The organism is Halomonas colorata (assembly GCF_014897985.1).
GTDB lineage: Bacteria > Pseudomonadota > Gammaproteobacteria > Pseudomonadales > Halomonadaceae > Vreelandella > Vreelandella colorata.
Window position 1 is genome coordinate 1 of sequence record NZ_JABUZA010000032.1, and the last position, 21,407, is coordinate 21,407.

General features: G+C 57.7%; 16 protein-coding genes and 1 pseudogene. 8 read left to right on the plus strand and 9 right to left on the minus strand.

Annotated elements, in window-relative coordinates; translation table 11 throughout:
* The first annotated feature begins 82 nt into the window (after positions 1-82).
* Complete coding sequence (locus INT33_RS14830; protein ID WP_226940221.1) at positions 83-544, plus strand: TraU family protein; 462 nt, start codon at positions 83-85, stop codon at positions 542-544.
* Between the two features lie 16 nt (positions 545-560).
* A complete protein-coding gene (traN, locus tag INT33_RS14835; RefSeq protein ID WP_193092287.1) occupies positions 561-4,493 on the plus strand; it encodes a conjugal transfer protein TraN in 3,933 nt (1,310 codons plus the stop codon).
* Positions 4,494-4,574: 81 nt separating this feature from the next.
* Here traN and INT33_RS14840 read toward each other — a convergent pair whose 3' ends face one another.
* Positions 4,575-4,958, minus strand: coding sequence for an RCC1 domain-containing protein (locus tag INT33_RS14840; protein ID WP_193085871.1), 384 nt, complete (start codon positions 4,956-4,958; stop codon positions 4,575-4,577).
* A gap of 151 nt (positions 4,959-5,109) precedes the next feature.
* Between INT33_RS14840 and INT33_RS14845 the strand changes: the two genes are divergently transcribed.
* The 3 genes from INT33_RS14845 (at position 5,110) to INT33_RS14855 (ending at position 6,454) form a co-directional block, all read left to right on the plus strand.
* Positions 5,110-5,790, plus strand: coding sequence for a site-specific integrase (locus tag INT33_RS14845; RefSeq protein ID WP_193092288.1), 681 nt, complete (start codon positions 5,110-5,112; stop codon positions 5,788-5,790).
* Positions 5,787-6,017: a hypothetical protein gene (locus INT33_RS14850; protein WP_193092299.1), complete on the plus strand. Its 231-nt coding sequence runs from the start codon at positions 5,787-5,789 to the stop codon at positions 6,015-6,017. Before INT33_RS14845 ends, INT33_RS14850 begins: the two co-directional genes overlap by 4 nt.
* Positions 6,018-6,088: 71 nt before the next feature.
* Positions 6,089-6,454: a hypothetical protein gene (locus tag INT33_RS14855; protein WP_193092289.1), complete on the plus strand. Its 366-nt coding sequence runs from the start codon at positions 6,089-6,091 to the stop codon at positions 6,452-6,454.
* Here INT33_RS14855 and INT33_RS14860 read toward each other — a convergent pair.
* The 7 genes from INT33_RS14860 to INT33_RS14890 form a co-directional block, all read right to left on the minus strand.
* The gene (locus INT33_RS14860) at positions 6,428-6,937 is read right to left on the minus strand and encodes a hypothetical protein (protein WP_193092290.1); all 510 of its coding nucleotides are present in this window, start codon (positions 6,935-6,937) and stop codon (positions 6,428-6,430) included. The two genes, INT33_RS14855 and INT33_RS14860, sit on opposite strands and share 27 nt — an antisense overlap.
* Before the next feature lie 76 nt (positions 6,938-7,013).
* Positions 7,014-8,264, minus strand: coding sequence for an MFS transporter (locus INT33_RS14865; RefSeq protein ID WP_319643935.1), 1,251 nt, complete (start codon positions 8,262-8,264; stop codon positions 7,014-7,016).
* 187 nt (positions 8,265-8,451) lie between these two features.
* A complete protein-coding gene (locus INT33_RS14870) occupies positions 8,452-8,736 on the minus strand; it encodes a hypothetical protein (protein ID WP_193073482.1) in 285 nt (94 codons plus the stop codon).
* A 112-nt stretch (positions 8,737-8,848) separates the two neighbouring features.
* Positions 8,849-11,473 (minus strand): TonB-dependent receptor domain-containing protein, encoded by a 2,625-nt coding sequence (locus INT33_RS14875; protein WP_193092291.1) that lies wholly within the window; start codon positions 11,471-11,473, stop codon positions 8,849-8,851.
* On the minus strand, positions 11,470-13,293 hold the full coding sequence (locus tag INT33_RS14880) for an ABC transporter ATP-binding protein (RefSeq protein WP_193073484.1): 1,824 nt from the start codon (positions 13,291-13,293) through the stop codon (positions 11,470-11,472). The genes INT33_RS14875 and INT33_RS14880 overlap by 4 nt, the downstream gene beginning before the upstream one ends.
* On the minus strand, positions 13,290-15,050 hold the full coding sequence (locus INT33_RS14885) for an ABC transporter ATP-binding protein (RefSeq protein WP_226940218.1): 1,761 nt from the start codon (positions 15,048-15,050) through the stop codon (positions 13,290-13,292). Before INT33_RS14885 ends, INT33_RS14880 begins: the two co-directional genes overlap by 4 nt.
* On the minus strand, positions 15,043-16,311 hold the full coding sequence (locus tag INT33_RS14890; protein ID WP_193073485.1) for an MFS transporter: 1,269 nt from the start codon (positions 16,309-16,311) through the stop codon (positions 15,043-15,045). The genes INT33_RS14885 and INT33_RS14890 overlap by 8 nt, the downstream gene beginning before the upstream one ends.
* A gap of 285 nt (positions 16,312-16,596) precedes the next feature.
* On the opposite strand from INT33_RS14890, the gene INT33_RS14895 reads away from it, so the two are divergent.
* Positions 16,597-17,514 carry a helix-turn-helix transcriptional regulator gene (locus tag INT33_RS14895; RefSeq protein WP_193092292.1) on the plus strand — a complete coding sequence of 306 codons (918 nt, stop codon included), beginning with the start codon at positions 16,597-16,599 and terminating at the stop codon, positions 17,512-17,514.
* Between the two features lie 442 nt (positions 17,515-17,956).
* On the opposite strand, the gene INT33_RS14900 is transcribed toward INT33_RS14895, so the two are convergent.
* Positions 17,957-19,336, minus strand: a complete 1,380-nt coding sequence (locus tag INT33_RS14900; RefSeq protein ID WP_226938610.1) for an IS1380 family transposase — start codon at positions 19,334-19,336, stop codon at positions 17,957-17,959.
* 101 nt (positions 19,337-19,437) lie between these two features.
* Between INT33_RS14900 and INT33_RS14905 the strand changes: the two are divergent.
* Together INT33_RS14905 and INT33_RS14910 are read left to right on the plus strand one after the other, a co-directional pair.
* A pseudogene (locus INT33_RS14905) lies at positions 19,438-20,262 on the plus strand (IS1380 family transposase); the annotation flags it as partial.
* 385 nt (positions 20,263-20,647) lie between these two features.
* The gene (locus tag INT33_RS14910; protein WP_193092293.1) at positions 20,648-21,259 is read left to right on the plus strand and encodes a LysE family translocator; all 612 of its coding nucleotides are present in this window, start codon (positions 20,648-20,650) and stop codon (positions 21,257-21,259) included.
* The last annotated feature ends 148 nt before the right edge of the window (positions 21,260-21,407 follow it).

Consider the following 21,407-nt stretch of genomic DNA (forward strand, 5'->3'; position numbering starts at 1 on the left):
GAGTGTTTGGTCGCACTCTCATTTTACTCACTTGGATCCAGGCTTTTTCATTTATTAATGTTTATGGGACAGCAGTGACACCCTGGGCTCGTTTACTTACCCCGAATCCGCAGCGGTGGCGAATTTGCCCGCACAGATGGCCTGTAGCGCCGATGCTGTGTCGTCAACCGCAGGCAACCCTATCGACTCTATGTTCTGGTGTGCAGGCTCCTGGGGCAGCATGTACCCATTCAGCGGTAGTACCACCACAGGCAATACCATCGAGAACACCAGTCTTCAGAAAGCCCGCGTACTGGCAACGCTGCATCGGCGTGGCCTGGCGAAACGGACAATGGGCAGTGAAGCCGTCTGTGGTGCCACAACCGAGCCGATGATTCCGAAAAGCCAGTACAAATTCAACACCTTCTACTACAACCCTGAAACGTCGGAATCCCATGCGTTTGGTGAGTCACCGATTCGCTGGGGCGCAGGCCGTTTTGTCCCAGGTAAAGCCGATCCGGTGTACATGATCTGGCGCTGGAAAGATTGCTGCCGAAACCTGTAAGGGAGCTAATATTGTGATGACGCCACCTATTAGAAAAACGGTTGCTATCGGGCTGTCACTCCTGATGGTGCTGCAACCCCTGATCGTGACGGCTCAGGCTATTCCCGATGCTCCTGGTGTCGATGATGATCTTACCTTTGAGCAGAGCAGCCGCTACGGTCAGGACTTGGGCGACTGGGCCAGGGAGTTTAAAAGTGACGGCGAGGAACTGTCGCCGGATGAGTTTTTTGTCGATGAAAGTGACAATGCCAACTTTGAGGGGGCTTTTCCTGATCCTGACGCACTGGAAAGTGCGGGCAACTCCGAAGATGCAGCGGCCACATTGGGGCGTAACACGGCCAATGCCTACCGTTCAGAAAGCAGCGACGACCGCTCACCGGAAGCCGGTGCGTTTCTCAGTGCGGAAGAACAGGCCCATCGGCAAGCACCGGATTTAAGCGGTGATCCCGTGTTTAACAGTGCCGATGACTTGCTGAATGCCATGGAAAACCCTGATCAGGCCGCTGCGCTTTGTGCCAGTGGTGGGGGCGGGGCCACCGAGCAGCTGATCTGTGACCAGGGGGCCAGTCGTGGAACGAGCTGTGACGCCACACACGCGTATAGTGCAGGCTTGATTGAACACATAAGCGGCCCACACAACATCGCTACTTGCGGGGAGGGGTGTGTGGACGTTTGGATTGGTCAGCAGGGTGATAACTATCGGGATGATCAGGGGCAGAACTGTGCGATTTATCGCAACGACGTGTCGTTTCGTATTCTCTATCCTGAAGCTGTCACCAGCGCGACGCTGGCGGAAATTGAGTATGACGATCATCTGCGCATCCATCTGGATACGGCGGACGCCGCCAATTCCGGTGAAGTGACTGATTTTTCTGGCGGGGGCTATAACTACACGGACAATTTGATCTGGCAGTCGCCGCATGGATGGAATAGCGGATGGTTCAATGATTCGGCAAGCTGTGAACGCAGCTCATCGCATACCCTGTATCCAGGCACCAATGTCACCAGTCAGCTGCAAAATGACGTGGTGAATTTTCACATGATCAATGCTGTAGGTGGGCTGGGGGAAGCCTACGCCCGCGTGCGCATCGAGTACGACCCGTCGCTGGTGATTGAGTCCGAAGGCTGGTCATCGAGTTTATGTGCGGAACAGGCCAGTGACAGCAGTATGAACGTCCAGTGTACGCGTATGCCGGAGCTGAACGAAAACGGCTGCACCGTCGCCGGAAGTGTCGAGGTGTGTGACCATCATTTCGGCGCTGAGGCTCAATTTCCAGGCGTATCGCCCCTGTGCGAAGCGGTGAAGGTATCTGCCCCTGATACACCGCCTGACACCGCAGGCGCACCGGCTTGCCAGGAGGCTCTGGAAGGACGTGAATGCTCGCTGATCAGTACCGAATGTGTCTCGGCAGGCAGTGATGACGACGACGCCAGCTGCAATATACAGCGCCATACCTATGAATGCGGCGGCGGTCAGGGCGGTTTCGACTGTGATCTACCGGACATCTTGCCGGAAGCCTTTGCGGAGTGTGAACCGGAGTATGTAGTGGAGCATACCGGCGACGACATTGACTATACGCTCAGTGACGTGCGTTCGTGTCACAACGTCCTGACGCTCGATTCATGCGATATGGAGCGTGAGGTGGAAATTCTGGACGAATCCGGTGGCAATAGCTTCTCTGAAGGGTGTTTTGATAACCGTACCTATACCTATCAGCCACCGAATGCGGCCACGACCATCGAGGCTAATGTCAGCCTGACAGATGTGACACGCAATTACGGTAATACCGTGTCCATTGTTGGCTGGCCCACCCGTGACAACGACTGGACGACCACGATCAACGCTCAGGGAGAACGCGACACCTATCCTGAATCCGCCAGTGCCGAATATACCCATAGTTCATACTACTGCCCCGAGGACTACAGTTCTTATGGCGATACCTGCCGTCAGCAGACAGGAACGGATGAGGACGGCAATCCGGTGTATACGACAACACCCAAAATTGAAGATCGTCACTACACTTGTTCGCACTTATCTGATGATGTACCTGGTCATGGTGGCTACACCGTCGACGGCTGGAGCCTGAGTGGGGACACCTGCTCGCGCTCCTATAGTACCTGTCTAACCCCCACGCCGCCTGAGTTGTCATTTTCTGTTGAGTACGATGGGCTTTATATGGCCCAGACGTTTGAGCATTTTCCATCCGATGAGGATATTTCGTACTGCATTGTCGAGTCCGATGATTTCACGTCTGCTGAATGGACATGTACCGAAGGGGGCAGCCGGTCGATCAGCTCGCCTTGGGGAACGCGAACGATAGGGCCGGATGATCTGGCTGTACTTGATTATATGTATCCTGACGACCCCTATCAGTCCCCCCATACAGTGTCACCGGCGGTATCGGATGGCCAGGGGCGTTATTGCTGGGACGGTCACGCGGAATACAACACGGCTACCGACGGTAATGCCGAAATGTGGCTCGGGGAAAGCGACGCCTACCAGGATATCTATGGCAATACGCAGCAGTACGAGAATGAAGACATTGAATCAGCGGAATTGACCTACAACACTTGCGGCGATTTAGAAGCTGATCCGCAATGCCAATTTATCGAAACGCGCTGTGTAGAAGGGGCGGCAGGCCATGAAGGCTTCTGCTATGTGGAGAGCGACATCTATGAATGCGGGGAAGTGGGATCAGTAGCGAACTCGACTGTCAGGGAGGTGTACGACTGCGAAGGAATGCTGAACTGCGCCGGTGAGGATTGTGTGGATATTGATCAGGAGTCTTCCACCACGGCTGAGTTTGCCGAGGCCGCCAGTATGCTTCAGGCCGTTGAACAGATGGCCACGGATATGAGTTGTACCGGCGTCGATGAGAACGGGGTTCCCACGGGAGAAATGGATGTAAACTGCCATGTGTTCCAGGGCGATGAGTATCAATGTCGCCGCCCCATCGGCGCAAGCATTCACGGCCATGACTGCTGTGACCAGCCTGCTGACATCAATCTGGGTGATTATCTGGGGGCTGTAACCGCCATGCCCCGTCTGGATGCGGCGATTACCAGCATGGAAGGGGGTGGCGTATCCGGCGCTGTAAAAGGCTCCTATACGTCCTTGCGCGATCCGGTGATGAATACCTTTGAGGCCGTCAAAGAGCCTGTCATCAATGCGGCGGAAGGTGTCATGGGGTCGGTCAACCCTGTCACTGAACCCGTAACGCAGTTCTACGACGATGCGGTGTCCTTTGTTAAAGAAGGGGTCAGTAAGCTCGCTGGGGATATCGGGGCGGCCTCCGGCACTGGCCTGGCACCAGGCGGAGCGGGAGCTGGTTTATCGGCAGAAGGAGCGCAGGCGACGTTCTCCGAGCAAATGCTGGGGGCCAGCGGGGCGCAGGCGCTTAGCCTGCTGACAACGGCGTACACGGTGTACACCATGACCATGCTCGCCATACAGATCATCTGGGAATGCACGGAAGATGATTTCAAACTGGCGGCTCAACGCGATATGAAGACGTGTGTGTACGTTGGCTCGTATTGCAGCTCTGAGACAGCGCTGGGGCTGTGTCTTACGGAACGTCAGTCTTACTGCTGCTATTCCTCGCCGTTGGCGCGAATTATCAATGAGCAAGCCCAGCCGACGTTTGGTTCTGCGGAAAACCCGCAATGTAATGGTTTTAGTGTGCAGGAGTTTGCCAATCTGGATTGGGAGAATATCGACCTGAGTGAATGGATTGGTATGCTGGATGCGCACGACATTACGCCCAACGTCGATATGATGGCGGGCATGGATACGGACGAAAACGAAGCCATGATGAACGAGAAAAACCCGTTTAATCATGAAGGTAATCGTGCCGCTGTGCGTGAGCGAACGGAGCAGCGCTTTAACGGGCTGGATGTTGACGATATTCGACGCGATGCCGACGATAACGCGACGCTACCGGCGTGGTAAGGGAAGTCGCCTTATTTGTGAATTGAAAAGGCCGGTGCTTGCGAGCACCGGCCTTTTTCTATCGAGCGCTTTGCGTGTCGGTTATTGGCTGCCTTCGACGGTGACAAGACTGCTACGGCTTGTATTGGTGCCATCGCCTAGCTGGCCGTAGCCGTTCTGGCCATTGCACTGCAACCCGTTGTTATTAGTGACGCACCAGTGATTATAAGTATCGTTAAAATGGCCGCTGAACTTGGTCATATTGCGATTAATGCCATCTATACCACCCACGCCGCCACCAAGCGCCGCTCCAATACAGATATAATCCGAATTGCCTTGAAACAGCACGCAGGTTGTTCGGCTTGCCACCAACACGTCATCCACCCGATTAAAACCACTGACCTTCTTTGGCCCGAGCTGCGGTGTCGTAGTGCCATCGCCAAGCTGGCCCTGGCTGTTGTCGCCCCAGCTGTCATTTTCAGTAATTGTTGCGACGGTTCATTAAATGCTGCGACGAACCGGCTATCCCATTTTCCGTGAACAAGCGTGATTGCCAGTGCTAGGCTTGTTAGGAGACTTCACGTTGACTCTCTCAGGATGAATAACGATTCCCCGCGAATCCTGACAGAGAGGCTTTATGACCACCACCAAACGCCAAGCAACATCACTTCGGCAAGGCCAGTTTCGCCACCTCATTCGTGTAGCTGGTGTAACTGGACGTATGCCCCAGCGTGACCAAATGCTTTTATGGATAACGCACACCACGGGGATTAGGGTCACTGAATTAGCGCTACTCCGCATAGATGACGTTTTGCATCAAAGCGGCGCTATTCGTGAGGAAGTTTATTTGCGTGCAGCTATCACTAAAGGATGCAGGGCGCGCAATATCCATTTAACGAACGCCAAATGCACCGCCGCGATAGATGCTTGGCTAGCCGAGCGTCGCGCCCGTGGCTGGGGTGTATCGTCAGATGGGACTTACAGGGGCTTTCTACCTCACTCAAAGCTGGTGTTGACGCACAAAGGCCGCTCTTTTGAGTTAGCCATTAAGCGCCGTGTATTAGACACCGGCGTAAAAGAATATCGCGCCTGTGACGCTCTACAGCAAACAATCTCAAGGCTCTACCGACAGGCTGGCATAAAGCTAGGATCGAGTCACAGCGGGCGTAGAACGCTTGCTGCAAGGGTGCTGGCAGCGACACGGGACGTTGAAACAGTACAGGCTGTTTTAGGGCACCAAGAGCTAGACCACACAAAGCCCTACCTTTCAGTAGATCAACAAACCATTAGACGTGCATTTGAACTGGCGTTAGTATGAAACATATTTCCGAGCAAAGAGGATTGAATGTGGCAGTTAATCAACTGGTGCCAATGACGCCAGAGGCGTTTCGTTCAGAGTTGAAAAGCAGGGGATGGACGCCGCAAATGCTTAGTGAACGCTGGGGAATGACCAAGCGGCGCGTCATGCAAATTATCGCTGATACTGACCGTCCGCGATATTACGATGATGCGGCTAGAGGTCTGCCAATGGCGTCGAATGAGTGAAATATATTTCTTGACGGAATGGGAAATATATTTCATACTAAGCCCATAGTAACCAATCAAGGAAATCCGCAATGGCAAAGCTACAGCACTGCATTTCACCAGAGAACCAACAAGAGCTTCGCGCTGGGCGTGTTGTTTGGAGTGATGATGGTTCACAGGCACGTTGCGGCCACTTCCACGGCCATATTCAGTGGTCAGAGAATCGTATTGGCTGGCACACAAATGAGCGGGAAGAGATCAAGTGGATTGATACCAAAATGGGGATCGTTCCGCAGGGGGTGGTTAAGCGTTATGAAGAAATTGCCCGCAGTGAAGCAACAGAAAGCCTAAAACGCCTAGCCGCCGAAGTTGTACGCGATGTGCTAGACAATGCTGATTACGAGTACAAGCACGCTAGCGTTGAAACGGTACTAAATAAAAAACCAGAAGATCATTAATACAAGGAAAACTCTACCAGCTTCTTTCGTTTGTTCGTACTCCTCATATAAGCGGAACAAAAACGGATCTTTTTCACGCAAAGCTGCATCTCGTAAGGCCTGAGCTGGCACATATCCGATCCCACGCTGATAAAGTCGAACGTCAGGTCTAAATAGCCAGGGGAGTAGCGATACGAGCCCGTACCAGATGTAGATCGCCAACGGACGCAGCACAAAAAGAACAACCGGGAGCACAATGGCAACAGACAGGCTGAAGGCGACAACAACGAGCGAAAGCCAGCCCACATCGCGCAGCAATTCCATATCGCCAGCGGACCACTGCCACAACCCTCGGCCGACACGGAGCATCATGGCCATATCCAGGAACAACACGGCACAGGCTAGCCGTAATGCCCATTGAGAAGCCCATGCCTGCTCCAGAAGCCCAAGACCTCTTTGGGCCAAGCTAGTGCCAACCGCTTTATCTGCGTCATCTTTTGCCATCGGTATTTCCTCGGACTGAGTAATCCGGCTATCACCCGCTCGCAGGTTTTTCACCGGTTTGGTGGTTGATCAATGCCTACAGTGGCGTTTTCGAAGGACGCGGCCTTTGGGCCGGAGAATTGAACGTCCTCAATAACGCCACCAATGCCAGCAGCACACCCACCAGCATGTAAGGGACACCGGGTCCAACTTCGTAGAGCAAAGTACCAATCAGTGGCCCCAGCACGATGCCCAAGCCTTGGGCTGCACCAACAGAACCAGCAGCGGCACCTTGTTCATGTGCCTGCACAGCGTTGGCGGCCAGTGCCGAGAAAGCCGGGAATACCCAGCCCATCCCGGCTGCTGCGACGAAAAAGCAGCCCATCAACATCCACTGTGTTGTTGCCAAGGCAACGGCACCGAAGCCAACGGCGCTAACCAGAGCGCCGACACGGATCAGCCGTTGTGGCGCCCAGTGCAACCGACGCACCACCAGTTGTGCGGCAATTAGACCAATACCAACCAGCGTCAACGCCATTCCGGCAGCGCGCACAGCCGGGCCCGGCTCCAGCCCCAAACGATCGATGGCAAAGAAACCCACTGTGATCTGGCCGATTGCAACGCTGAACATCGCGACAAAGGCCACGATCATCGGCATGCGCAGCCGTGCATCCCCCAAGCCGAGCGCTTCTGATGATGACCCGACGAGTTGCTCGTTGCGGGGCAGCTGTCGCCACAGGATGCCGAAGGCCAGCAGGGGAAGTACTGCCGTAGCATACAGCGGCAAGCCCAAACCGTATCGGGCCAGCCCAGCCGCCAATGCTGGGCCCATGACCAGGCCAATCGCATTGGCGGCTCCGAGCGAAGCCATGGCCCCAGCACGTTGCTCCGGCGCCATGTGATCGGCGACCAGCGCCTGGCCGGTCGCCGGGATAGCGGCATAGAAGGCCCCGATCGCCCCGCGTGTAATAAGCAGCCCTGCGAACACGAGACTGGCAGCGGGCAATACTTGTAGTGCTACGACAAGTAAAGCGCACATCGCCCAGTAGGACAGCATGAACCCACCAACTCCGCTCAGTAGCACAGTTCGCCGTCCGCGACGGTCACTCAACACACCCCAAGGCCGCGAAAACAGCATCCAAAGAACACCTCCCACAGTGACCACAGCACCGGCTTGCCATGCGGAAAGTTGCAGGGATCGCGCGATCGGCCCGAGCAGCGACACGAATGCCATCATCGCCATGGTGCAGGCCATATAGGCAACCATCAGTGGCTTCATGTTGAAAACCTCTGAACGCCGCACAGCGTGTTGTTTTGACGTCATAAGCGCCATTTTCGACGGACTCATGATTCAAGCTCGCAGCGTAGTGGTTGCCATTGATGTGACGATGCAGTTCCGTTACCTCCCAGTGTGGGGAGATTGATCGTTCTCTCATGCATGGCATACCGCTCCTATAGCTCGGTTTGGTGGTTTATTACTGCCTCAATCTGAAGCATCAAATACAAGCAAGTGGTAGCGCAGCAGCTTGGAGCTCTCAAACCAAGGGCTGCGCCATGGCCCATAGAAACAAGGGAATCATCAGGGCAACACCCGCTGAAAAGAGCGCGATGCCCAAAAGCAGCTGACCAATCCAAGTTATCAACCTACAGGCAGTGATTCGTGTTCGGCGTTCCTTCGGCTCCAAGCTGGATTTCAAGCCAGCTTGTGAATGGACGATATCGACCTCACGACCAAACTCCAACGATTGCATGGCGCTCTTCAGTAATGGTTGACCATTTAAATCAAGCTTGGAGACATTAACTGCCCGTTCCATATCCATTGTTTGCTTACCAATTTAATAAAAACATTTCTATTCTTTGGGTCACAGCTCCGACATATTGATGGCAAGGGATCGCCGCTCTCCACGAGCGGCGATAGATACTGTAGCCCGCTCAATAGGCATAAGTGGCCGTCAGCCCGACGGTCCTGCCCGGTGCCACCTGCGCGAAGTTTCCCGTCGCCCCGTACGAAAACCCATAAGAGCGATACGCCTTGTCAGTCAGGTTATGCGCATAGAGCATCAATTCCAGGTTGCTGGTCGGACTCCAGGCCAGCCCCGCATCGACCAGGGTGTAGGCGCTCTGACGCAATGTATTGGCGCTGTCGAAGTAATGCGCTCCGGTGCGGCGCACTGTCAGTTGTGGTCGCAGGATCGTCTGGCCCACCGGCACATTGCCCTTGGCCGACAGGGTCAGACCATACCGGGGCGCCATGGGTACGTCGTTGTCCTTGCAGCCGGTGCAGGTGCTGGAATCCTCGAAACGGCGGAAGGTGGCGTCATTGATGAAGCCGCCGGCACTCAGCGTCAATTGCCGGGAGACATCCCATTCGGTATTGAATTCCACGCCCAGGGAACGGGTATCACCGACATTCTTCAACGTCTGGTAACCGAAGTCGCCGTCGCCGTAGAGCTGGACGTCCTTGCTGTCCACACGATAGAGGGCCATGCTGGCACGCACGTCCCGGCCCGTATAGCGCACTCCTGCCTCATAGCTGATCGAGCGCTCGCGGCCATAGCCTTTGGCATCCTCCACGTTCGATGGCGCGAGGTTATAGCCCAACGGCTTGTAACCCTGAGCCACATTGACATAGCCGCGCCATTGCGGGGCGAACTGATAGCCTGCGGCAATATGGCCGAGCCAGGTATTCTGGCTGCCCGAAGCTCTGCCCTGAAAAGCAGTGCCCATCTGGTCGCCTTGAAAGCTGGTTCTGGCTTCATCGCGGGAGAAGCGCAGCCCTGTGGTGAGATCCAGCTTGGACGTCAGATGCCAGGTTACGTCACCATAACCCGCCAGCGATTCACTACGATTGCTTGAGTTTGAGTCCACCACGCGGTAGAAGCTGGGCAGTACCATATCAAACTGATACCCCCTGGATAGATCCACTTCTTGCCGATACAGGCCGAACACGGCATCCCAGGCGCGAGGCTGCTGCTCACCGTCCTCGGCCCTGCGCGTTGCTATGCGCACTTCCTGGGTGTTCTGCTTCCAGTCCTCGGCAAACTGCGGGAAGTAGGCGTCCAATGGCCAGCGGCGTGTTGTGTCAGCTCGCTGGCTGCTGGCAATAACGCTCAGACGCCAGATATCGAAATCATATTGCCCGGTGGCAGAAAAACTGTTGGCGCAGCGTCGCTGATAGAAATCCCGATAGGCGTGCGGCAGGTCCGGCAGCACATAAGCCCTGCGGGACTTGTAATCATCATAAAGGGTATATACCTCCTGATCTCCCGTTGCGCAGTCGCGCCCTGCGGATAGCCCCAGTTCCCAAGGGCTGCCGGTTGGCGCCAGTCTCAGCTTGGCGTTGCCGGCGCGCGAACGCACGCCGCCCAGGCGGTTGCTGCCGATGACATCACTGCGCACATCACCATTGACGTCATTGGTGAGCAAGGAGACAGAGCCATACAATAGATCCTGCACCAATGGCCCCGAGCCTTCAGCCTGCAACTGATAGCCACCGCGGCTGGAAACACCGCCGCGGGCAACGAACTCCGGTGTGTTATTAGGTTTGTGCGTAACGATGTTGAGCACACCGCCCTGCGCGCTCTTACCATACAACGTGCCTTGCGGCCCCTTGAGCAACTCCACCTGCTCAACGCCCAGCAGCGACTGTGCGGCAAAGATCGGCAACTGAGGCACGCCGTCCACATAGACCGTCAGTGCCGGGTTATAGAAATCCTGCGCCGATGTCACACCGCGCAGTGTAATGATCGGAAAGAGGAAGGTCGCGCTGTGCGACATATACAGTTCGGGGAAAACGCGGTCCAACTCCAAGGTGGACTCCACCTGCGCGTCTTCCAGAACAAATCGATCAGCCACGCTGACGGCACCATTGAACCGCTCCAGAGTTTCGTTACGCTTGCTGCCCGACACCACGACGGGGGTAAGGGCGTAAACATCGTCTTCGTTCTGTAGAGAGTCTTGTGCATGAGCAGCACCCAGACATCCCACAGCAGTGAGGGAAATCAATGCATAGCTGAGTAGGCGAAGCCTGAAGGGGGGCATGGGGTTATCTCCGATAGAAAAATGCTCAGCGCTCGACGGTGTGCGCCGATGCTCGCGACAGGAAGGGGTGGGAATATCCAGCTGGGACGACGCGACATGGACCGTGATGGGCGTGTCATCGAGCGATAACCCCGCGCTGAACAAGACTTCGGCGAGCCGTTCGCGCAGGGTTTCATCAAAGAATGGCAACGGCTGTTCGGCGTCCTTGTAGTGCACCCAATGCAAGGACGAATGCTCACTGATATTCATGCGGTAGTAGCGCTTGCCATCCAGATCTGTTTGCACCAGCAGCAGCCCGAAGGACAGCATTTCGCTAACGGTGCGATAAACGCTGGATAGACTGATGACTTCGCCACGCTGGGTCAGATCCTTGTACACATCCCGCGCATTGCTCCAGTGCTCAGGAGCCTCGAGCAGAACTTGCAACACGGTGATGCGCGCCAGCGTTGGCTTTAAACCTATCGCGTCCAGGCGGTTTCTGGCCTCAAGGTACGATGGCTTGATCGCTTTTCTCATGATACGAACGCCTCTTCGTCAGGACATCGGGCCATCCCGGCATGCCAGTTTTTGGCACTCTGCTGGGCCTGCCACATACAGGCGTAGCGCCCATTGCTCGCCAACAGCTCGGCATGCTGGCCCGACTCGACCATCCGACCGCCGTCGATCACCAGGATCTGGTCTGCTGCGGCGATGGTGGACAGGCGATGGGCAATGACGATCACGGTGCGGTCGCGCACCAGGGCATCGATCGCCGCTTGCACGGCCACCTCGCTTTCGGTATCCAGTGCGGCGGTAGGTTCGTCCAGGATCACGATGGGCGCGTTCTTGAGAATGGCGCGGGCGATGCTGATGCGCTGGCGCTCGCCCCCGGACAGCCGTCCACCGATATCACCTACGCGGGTGGCGTAGCCAGCGGGCAGGCGAGAGATGAAGTCATGACAATGCGCGGCGCGGGCGGCGCGCTCCACTTCCTCATTGCTGGCATCGGGGCGGGCCATGCGGATATTGGCGAGAATGGTGTCGTCGAACAGGTATACGTCCTGGAACACCACCGAGATCAGTGCGTTGAGCTGTTCAGGCGCGATGGCGCGCACGTCGACACCACCGATGGTGATACGTCCCGTCTGCGGATCGGCGTGGCGCATCAGCAGGCGCGTCACCGTGGTCTTGCCCGAACCGGACGGTCCAACCAGCGCAGTCAGACTGTGGACGGGCAACTGGGCATTCAGCTCGCTCAGCGTGGCTTCACCGGCCCTGGCGTAGCTGAACCCGACGTCCTCGAAACGCACTTCATAGGATTGTGGAGTCTGGATGGGAACTTGCTGCTGCAACGGTTTGATACGCAGCATGGCATTGATTTTCCCCAGCGCTGACTCAATCAGGTCAATGATCTTGGCATAGAGGACGAAGGTGGCCAGCGGTTCTCCGAAGCGTACGACGATCACTAGCAGCGCAGCCAGAATGGCCACGTCCAGCGTGCCTTGCACCACGAACAGGGTGCCGACGAACACCACAGAAAGAATTGCCAGTTCCATCACCGTGGCAAGAATGAGATTTGGCTTGGCGCCCTTTTTTTCACCGATGGTCTGGATTACTTCCAGATGCTTGACGCTGGCTTGCAGCCGCTCGGCCCGTTCACCTACGCAGCAGGCGGCACGCAATACCGGCAAGCCCTGGGTGTATTCCAGAATGTCAGCGCTGGCCCGTTCGTTGGCCTCGACCAGCATGCGCATGCCACGACCGTAGGCGGGACGCCGCCAGCGATACAGCGGAATCAGTAGAGGAAATACCAGCAGCAGGAGCAACCCCAGACGCCAGTCGAACCACAGCGCTGCCAGAGCCACTGCAATCGGTGTGACCAGGGCGGTAGCCATCATGTTGGCTACCGTCAACGTATAGCTCAGGGTTTCGTCCACATTGCCCAACAGCGTCGCATTGACACCGCCGGCACGCTTGTCCTGCAGCATCTCCAACGGAATGCGGCGCAACTGCTCGCCCAGTTCACTACGCAATTCATGGGTATTGCGCACCATGTCGCCGCGGTAGTCGAATCCCTGCGCCCACCAGCGAATGACAGCAGTGGCCAGCATCAGCCCCATCATTGTCAGCAGCCACGGAAATGCCGCAGACCATTCGGGATTCGGTATCAGCGCCTGGAACAAGGGCATCAGGCAAGCCAGAGCCAGCCCCTGCACGGCTGCAGCCACGCATAGCCCGATCAGACTGGCGCGCAGTTGTGGCGCTCGACTGCGCGCCGCTTGCATCAATAGACGCCAGGTCTCGCGCAGCGGGGTAATGTGCGACGCGGCTTGCGCGATGTGTTGTGGGGCGCTCATGCTCGTCCTCCAGCTAATGCCCAGTCTTGTGCTTGTTCATAGTTGCGCCACAGCCGCGCGTACACACCGTTCTGCGCCACCAACTGCTCGTGTCGGCCTTGCTCCTGCAACGTGCCCTTGTCAAACACCAGAATCTGATCCGCATCGCGGATGGTCGACAGCCGGTGCGCTACCATCAGCACCGTCTTGCCACGCATCAGGTGTGAGAGCGCCGCCACCAGCGCCGCCTCGTTCTCGGGATCGGCAAAGGCGGTAGCCTCGTCCAGCACCAGAATGGGGCGATCCTGCAAAATGGCGCGAGCAATGGTGATGCGTTGCCGTTGACCACCGGAAAGGAAGACGCCGCGCTCACCGACCGGTGTGTCGTAGCCAAGGGGTAGCGTCATGATGAAATCGTGCACCTGAGCCGCCCGGGCCGCGTCCACCACCTGATCCATGGTCGCTCCCGTCAGCCCGAGCCGAATGTTGTTGGCGATCGTGTCGGCAAACAGGAAGGTGTCCTGGAACACGAAGGCCACTTGCTGCATCAATATCTCCGGCAGCATCTCTCGTACATCCACGCCACCCACCTGGATGCTGCCTGCACTCACATCCCAGAAGCGGGGGATAAGCCGTGCGACGGTCGTCTTGCCCGCACCAGAGGGGCCGACCAACGCGGTCACACTGCCCTGTGGCACCTCGAAGCTGATGTCCTGCAGTACCAGAGTCCCGTCCTCGCTGTAGCGGAAATCCACATGCTCGAAGCGCACACTGGCATCGCCCGGAACCCTTGCCTGGGCCATATTCGGTATGGGCAGGTCCGGCTCGGCCAGCACCTCGTGGATACGGTGGATACTCATCTGGGTCTTGGCCACCAGATGCTTGAGCGACATCAGCGGAAGTAGCGATTCGGCCAGTCCGGTGCCCACCAGTAGCACCGTCAGCCAAGTAGTGGCTGTCATCGCATCGCGACTAACCAGCCACGCACCCAGCCACACCAGCACCGGCAGCGGGCTGACGAGAATCTGTGCCAGACGTGAGGAAAGTCCCGCAATGCGATACCAGTGCAGCGTCACGTCGACGAAGGCATTGAGCGCATCCTGGTAACGGCGAAAGGTACTGGTGCCGGTATCGAAGGTGCGCACCACTGGCATGGCCTGCACGTATTCCACCACCGCTTTGCTGACATTTTCGCTTGCCAGGTGATAGCGTTGGGTCATATCCGCATTGGTGCGCATGGCCAACGAAGCGAGGCCGATGCCTACTGCCAGTACCACCGCAGTCGTCAAAGCGAGACGCCAGTCCAGCACCCATAGCAGCGCAAAGGTCAGTACCGGCGCCACATAGGCACGGGCGTACAGTGGCGTGCTATCGGCGACAAAAATGTGCAGCGCCTTCACATCATCCATCATCACCTTGGCCAGAGCACCCGAGCCGGTCTGATGCAAATAGCCCAGGGGCAACCGCGCCAGGTGCTCGGCCAGATCGGTGCGCAGGCGCGTTTCCAGACGGAACGCCGCGTAATGCGATTGCTTGAACCCGGCAAGCCGCAGCACATAAGCCAGCACCGTCAGCACCACTGCCAACAGCAGGGGAGGCAAAGGCCACTGCCCTGGTTGCTGCAGTAGTTCATGCACGGCCCAGGCCAGCGCACACAAAGTGCCCAGCGTAGCCGCCGTAGCCAGCCCAGCAAGCACCATCGCAAAGCGGATCTGGCCCTGCACCGGCCGCATGATGGACCAGACGCCGGGGGTATCCACCCGATCTACCTTACGCATACTGTGCCTGCCCCGGCTCTAGGTCCTCCAGGCCGGGAGCCTTACGCCTGATCACCCATACAGCAATCACCGTCGACGCGGCGGCCAGCCCAAAACACACCTCGTAGCCCAAATGCTGTGCCAGCCAACCGCCACTTACACCGCCAGCCATGGCCAGCAATGCATCGGCGCTCTGGAACAGAGTGAAGTCCACCCCCGCCTGCAGTGGCGAGGTGAGTCCCATGAGCGCCGAATACAACGCCACCCACAGCAAGCCCACGACGGCGAACATTGAGCCGACCAGTACGATCAGCACCGGCAGGGATGCCACCGGAGCCGCCAGGGTCAAGGCGGCCAGCACGCAGCCCTTCAAAGCCACGCCGATCCACACGGCGCGCCAGCCTGGCGCGAAACGCACCAGCAAGCCGCCGAGAACCGCACCACTCAAGCCGGCACCGATATGCAAGGAACCGAACATCCAGCCGAGTTGCTCCAGCGTCATGCCCCGATCAAGCATGAAAGGGCCAAACATTCCCAGCGTCAGGCGAATGCCAACACTGGAAAGCAGCAATAACAGCAAACCATTGCGGATTTCCGGACGGCGTAGCGCATGCATCAGGCTAGGACGATGACTGATCGCCAGCGCTTCGCTGCGCGGTGGTTCGCGCAGCAACAACATCGGCAGGCTCAACAGCACAATCGCCAGCGCCGCCGCCATCAACGCCTGCGGCCAGCCAACCGTTCCGGCCACCAGCAGAACACCGCCCGCGCCAAGCATCGCCCCCACATAGCTGCCGCCCACCTGCGCAACGTTGCCCCAGCCGCGCTGCTGACTGGCGAGCTGTTCAACAGTAAAGGCATCACTGGCAACGTCGGTGGTTGCTGCCACCATGGCCGCCACCAGTAATCCAGCCAGAATCCATCCGGCATGCCCTGCAAGTGACAAGTGCCCGCTCAGCGCAATCAGCCCTAAACCCAGCAAGATGGCCGCTATCAGCACTTGGCCGGCGATGATCAGCGTGCGCGAGCGACGTTGCAGCTGCCCGGCAGGCAGACGCCAGCGCTCCACCGTTGGCGCCCACATGAACCGAATGCCCCAGGGTATCCACAGTAAGGCGGTCAGTCCGGCCACCTGCAGGGAGGCTCCGGCATCGCGCAACAGCGAGGGCAGTGCCTGGGTGGTCAATGCGGTGATGATGGTCTGGCTGATGTAGATGCCGGCGATTGCCGGCAAAACCTGCCACGCTCGTAAGCGTGGAAAAGCATGGGTAAAACTTGGCATAAATGTTCAAGGTCCGGGGCCTGGATAAAAATCCGGCAATGTGCGGGTAAAACCCAATTGCCAGTGCTGATCTTGCGTATTCGACAAAAATCTGCATATATAGTTAGAATGAGTATCATTACGGCCATATGCAGGTGGCGCTATCGGTTTCCATTAAAAATTTGATGTTTTCAGGAAATATTTATCGTGAGGACGCAAAATGCGCTGCCAGACAGTTCAAGTCTGGACCCGGGTAAGCTGGAAGCAGATGGCCTTTCAGGCATAGATGAAAGCTGGAGTCGCATCATGCGCAGCTACCAGCCTTGCGAAGGCCTGTGCATTAATTGCATTAACGGGCGGCCCGGCAGCAAATGGGCTTTCCGTGCAGAAGGACCACCCGCATTCAGTATCAATATCCTGCTCGAAGGTCGAATGCAGGCCGCCATTGATGACGGATCGGTGATCGACGCCCGCGCGGGCTCGGCCATTCTCATGGCCACCGGCGAGCACACTGCAGGTTGGGATGTGCTCGACGGCCTATCCGACAGCGCGTTTCGTATGGTCTGCATTCACCTGCCGCAGGACTCCATGGCCAGACTGACCGGTCTGCGGATGGATGATCTGCGCCGACGGGTCTTTACCGCCAATGGTGACCAGAGCCATGTCGATGCTTTCCTGGGTGTGATGCCAGCGTCCAGCGCTTTGCAGCGGGTGGGTTGCGATCTGCTCGGCCTGGGCTGCGGCTATGACGGCACCTGCATTGCCCGGGATCTATTCATGCGCGCCAAGGCACTGGAAGCCATTGCCTGCTTTCTGCACGAGAACATGACGCACCGGGAAGTTGCCCTACCGGTTCCTAGTGACCGTAGTCGCCTGATCGAAGCCCGCGCCATGCTGGAGGCCTCCTATAGCGACGACTGGAAGGTATCATCCCTGGCGCGCGCCGTCGGGATCAATGAAAACCGCCTGCAAACAGGATTCCAGGCCATGTTTGGCACCTCCGTTCATGCTTGCCTGATTCGCATCCGCATCGATGCCGCCATCACTATGCTGCGGCGCGGCGCATCAGTGACCGACACCGCTGCTGCGGTGGGTTTTGCTCATCTCAGCCACTTCAGCCGGATGTTCCGCAGCCATACCGGCATCACGCCCAAGCAATGCGCCATGGGCCTCAGCCCCAGAGTGCGCCCACAGGCGGACGACGCCCCGCTCATCCAGCGCTGATTTACCTCTCCCTTGCGAGATCCCACGCCAGAGCCCTCGGTGGCGTCGTGCGCCTGTGGGAATGTTGCAGCGAACAAATATCCGCGAAAAGTCAAATTTTTTGTTGAAACTGTTAGCGCGCCTTATTGTATTTGGTAATCATTCTCAATAGCCGCCAATGGCATTGGGTAGCCTGCAGTAGATCCCTCTGGAATCGCTAGGTCCTGTGAACCCGCCTCATTCACGAGGGCCCTGGTCGGGCGGCCTGAAGGTACTGGTTGGCGGCATTGCTCATCAGGATCGCTATCTTCGACGCGAGTGGCCGCCAAATAATGCCCAAAAGCGTCTTATTACAGCTCTCTTATAGCTCTTGGTAATCAATGGCGACCGGCAAAGCAGCGGTGACCGCCGGCCGCCGCTGCGGTCGCTTGAGTCCAGGTGCTGCAGTGGTCTCGCAGGAGCGTCAGCTCAGTGCGGTCAACTTCGGCAGTCCCTTCAGCAGCGTCGGCCACCACTTGTCGGCGGCGGCGCCGAGGTGAACCGTGATGCGCCGAGCGTGCAGCATCAGCGTGGCAGCCACCTTCAGCACCTGCTCGCGCATCCGGCTCAGGCTCCAGCCTTGCCGGGTCTGCCGCTCCAGCAGGCAGCGCAGGCCATGTAGCACCTGATAGGCGTAGAGACTCAGCAGCAGGCTCACCTCGTTGCGGGCCATCACGTCCTGGATGGTGGAGGCGCCGCGATCGGTCGACGAAAGGTGCACGTCGAGCGCTGACTTCACTTCGCCCATGTGCGCCTCGGCGCTGCCGCGTTTGCGGTAGAGCGCCAGAACCTTCTCCGGCGGCCAGTCGAACTTGCCGAGGTTGGTGACCAGGAAGAAGGCATGCAGCAGCAGATCATCGGGGCGTTCCTGCACCACCAACACCACGCGCCGTGGCGCCGGCCAGGAACCGGCTTGGTACTCAAGGTCGTGGCACCACTCCCGAGGCTGCTCGGGCGGCCGGCCTCGTGGCCGCTTCAGGTGCGGCGCTGCCAACTTCTGCAGACCCGTGTGGCTGCGCAGCCGGCCCAGGTACTCGATGTCGCGCTCTTCCAGGGCCTCCAGCGTGTCGTTGTCGGTGAAGCCGGCGTCGATGCGCACCCGAACCTGGGCTCCGGTGCTCTCGTTGAGCCGCCTGACCAGGTGCGGGATCCAGGTATCGGCGTTCTCGGCGGGGCCAGCGTTACCCTCGCGCAACAGGCCGCCCACCATGTCACCGGTCTCGGCCAGTGAGGCGACCAGCGGCGAGTAGATGCGGGCCCCGTACAGGCCATGATAGGCCGAACCACCCTGGTGGCCGTGGACCTCGATCGGCAGGCCGTCGATGTCCAGCGTCAGCTGCTTGGGACGCTCACCGTTCTTCAGCGAGGTCAGGCGCCAGAGCACCAGCCGCAGCAGGCCTTCGTGCACGGTATCGATGTTGTCGTTGCGCCCGAGACAGGTCAGCAACCGCGACAGCGTGGCTTGAGACGGCCGCTCTTGGGCCAGGGGCGTCATGCCACGTGCATCGCTGCAAGCCAACTGCCAGAGCGGATCACGGCGCAACGTGTCAGTGTCGCTCAGGTCGATCCAGCCCATCGCCCGCTGCATGACCACGGTGCGTAGCTGGCTGGCCAGCGAATGACGGATACGCAGTGGGTGTCGTCGATCGACCAGGTTGTCGTCGAGGGCCTCGATCACGCCGCTGTTGTCGAGGGCTTCACGCAGCAGCAGAGCGCCGCTGTCGCTGGTAGTACGCTGGCCGCTCAGCTCGACACGGACGGAGCCGTTGCACGAGGGCGTCCAGGTGGATAGGCTTTCACCCATAGCGGATGGCTCTCTCGGTTCAGGTTCTTGGCGGAACACACTGAATTTTCAAGAGAATACCATCCGCTATCTTCGTTTTCAGGTTGGCCTCATGAATAAGCCGGGAGCACACCATGAAGGAGAGCAACGCCTTCCTGGAGCGGGTACTGCCTCGCGCCCAAGGCCTGACCGAGCAACCGATCCTGTTACGCGAGGACAGCGGCTTCGACAGCCAGGCGCACCTGGCGCTTCTCGAACAGCAGCGCCAGGTCTTTGCCGACGAGGGGCGCCGGCTCGACTATGTCGTCAAATGGAACCCGCGCGGCTCGGCCACGGCCGATCAGGATACCTGGTTGGCTGTGGCGGCGGACTACTGGGAAGAGCTGCGTCCTGGCAAGCGCCAGGCGCTGTGGCCGCAGACCGTCTCGATCCACGACGACAACAAGACCGAATACGTCGTCCAACGCGTGATGCGCCTGGTCGAGCGCACCGCCGATCGCGATGGCCAGTTGCTGCTCGAACCGGACTATGAGTTGGAAGGCTGGTGGACCAGCCTGGACGAGGCGCCGGAGGCGGTGATCAAACGCTACCAGGCGCATGCCACCCACGAGCAATTCCACAGTGAGATCAAGACCGATCTCGACCTGGAGCGGCTGCCGTCGGGCAAGTTCGCCACCAACGATCTGATCCTGCACCTCGCCCAGCTGGCCTACAACATCCTGCGGCTGATGGGGCAGCTGGGCATGACCGGCGAGCTGAGCCCGGTGCGCCATCCCGCCAAGCGGCGCCGGATCCGCACCGTGCTACAAGAGCTGGTGCATCGTGCGGCGCTCGTGGTTCAAAAGGCGCGGCAGATCATCCTCGACTTCGGGCAGGACATCGGACGCATGACGGTGTTGAACACCCTGCGAAGCCGCCTGCGCTATCCGCGAGGCACGCCATGCTGATCGTCTGTCGGACAAAGGCACCACGCAGAGGGCTGACGGTCACCGGCAGCCAGCATCACCGTACCCGGCGGGTAGCAATGCATGAGCAAACGGGTCATCGTCGCCGGCCGATGCCGCTATGGTTGGCCATGGCAGAGATGCATTCGGCGGTTGAGACGGAATCGGAGGTCAAAAAATGCTCGCTGACGGCGATAGGGAAAGTGTCGACGCCGGCATCACGGATTCAGGATCAGGATAAAGATATATTTGACCGAGACACTGCAATAAATGACTACGTTAGGGCTATGATGCCAGCTTTGTGCAAAGCTGATATAGCTTCTGTAAGAGATGAGATCAGGAGCTATAGTAAAAATCTTGGAATTGTAGTAGGCGATGAGCTATAGCCATGGGAAATTACATGCTTTTTTTCAGCTCTTGCCTGGTATTTGTATTTGTGCCGGGGCCGGCGATGCTCTACACGATCTCAAGAACCGTGGCGGAGGGGAGAGCTGCGGGCTTCAGGGTAGTGGTTGGTGTTTTCTGTGGCTCGCAGGTGCATGTGATAATTGCTGCGACCGGAGTAGCCAGCTTTTTGCTCACCAGTCCAGTGTTGTTTGATTGTTTGCGTTTTGCAGGTGGTGGCTATTTTCTATATCTAGGTTTTCGTAAGCTATATCAATTCTGGGCGCATGAATTTGAAGCTGGCAAGGTGGCGTGTGTTCGACCATCCTCTTTTAAGGAGAGCTCTCTTGTAGAGGTGCTGAACCCTAAGAGTTCGCTATTTTATCTCGCATTCATTCCCCAGTTTCTTCCTCAAGAAGCTGACAATCCTGTCCTGATGCTGTTTGTTATTGGAACTCTCGCCAATCTGGTTATGTCGCTAGGAGATGTTCTGATCGTATTGATCTCATCCAAAATAAAAAACCATCTGCTCGGGGGTGATAACTACGAAAAGCATGGGAGGCTTGCTGTTTCAATTGTCTTATTAGTTCTTGGCGGGGTCGTAATTTTTGGTTGATTCCGGCCTATATATGTTGGCCTTAAGTTGGAGTAGATATGGCAATGAAAAGCGTGCAAATGACTAAAAACCACCCCTAAAGAAGAAGTTAGCTGATATGGGAGAGTTGATGTAATGAATAACCATTGGCCAGAAAGCGACGAAATGT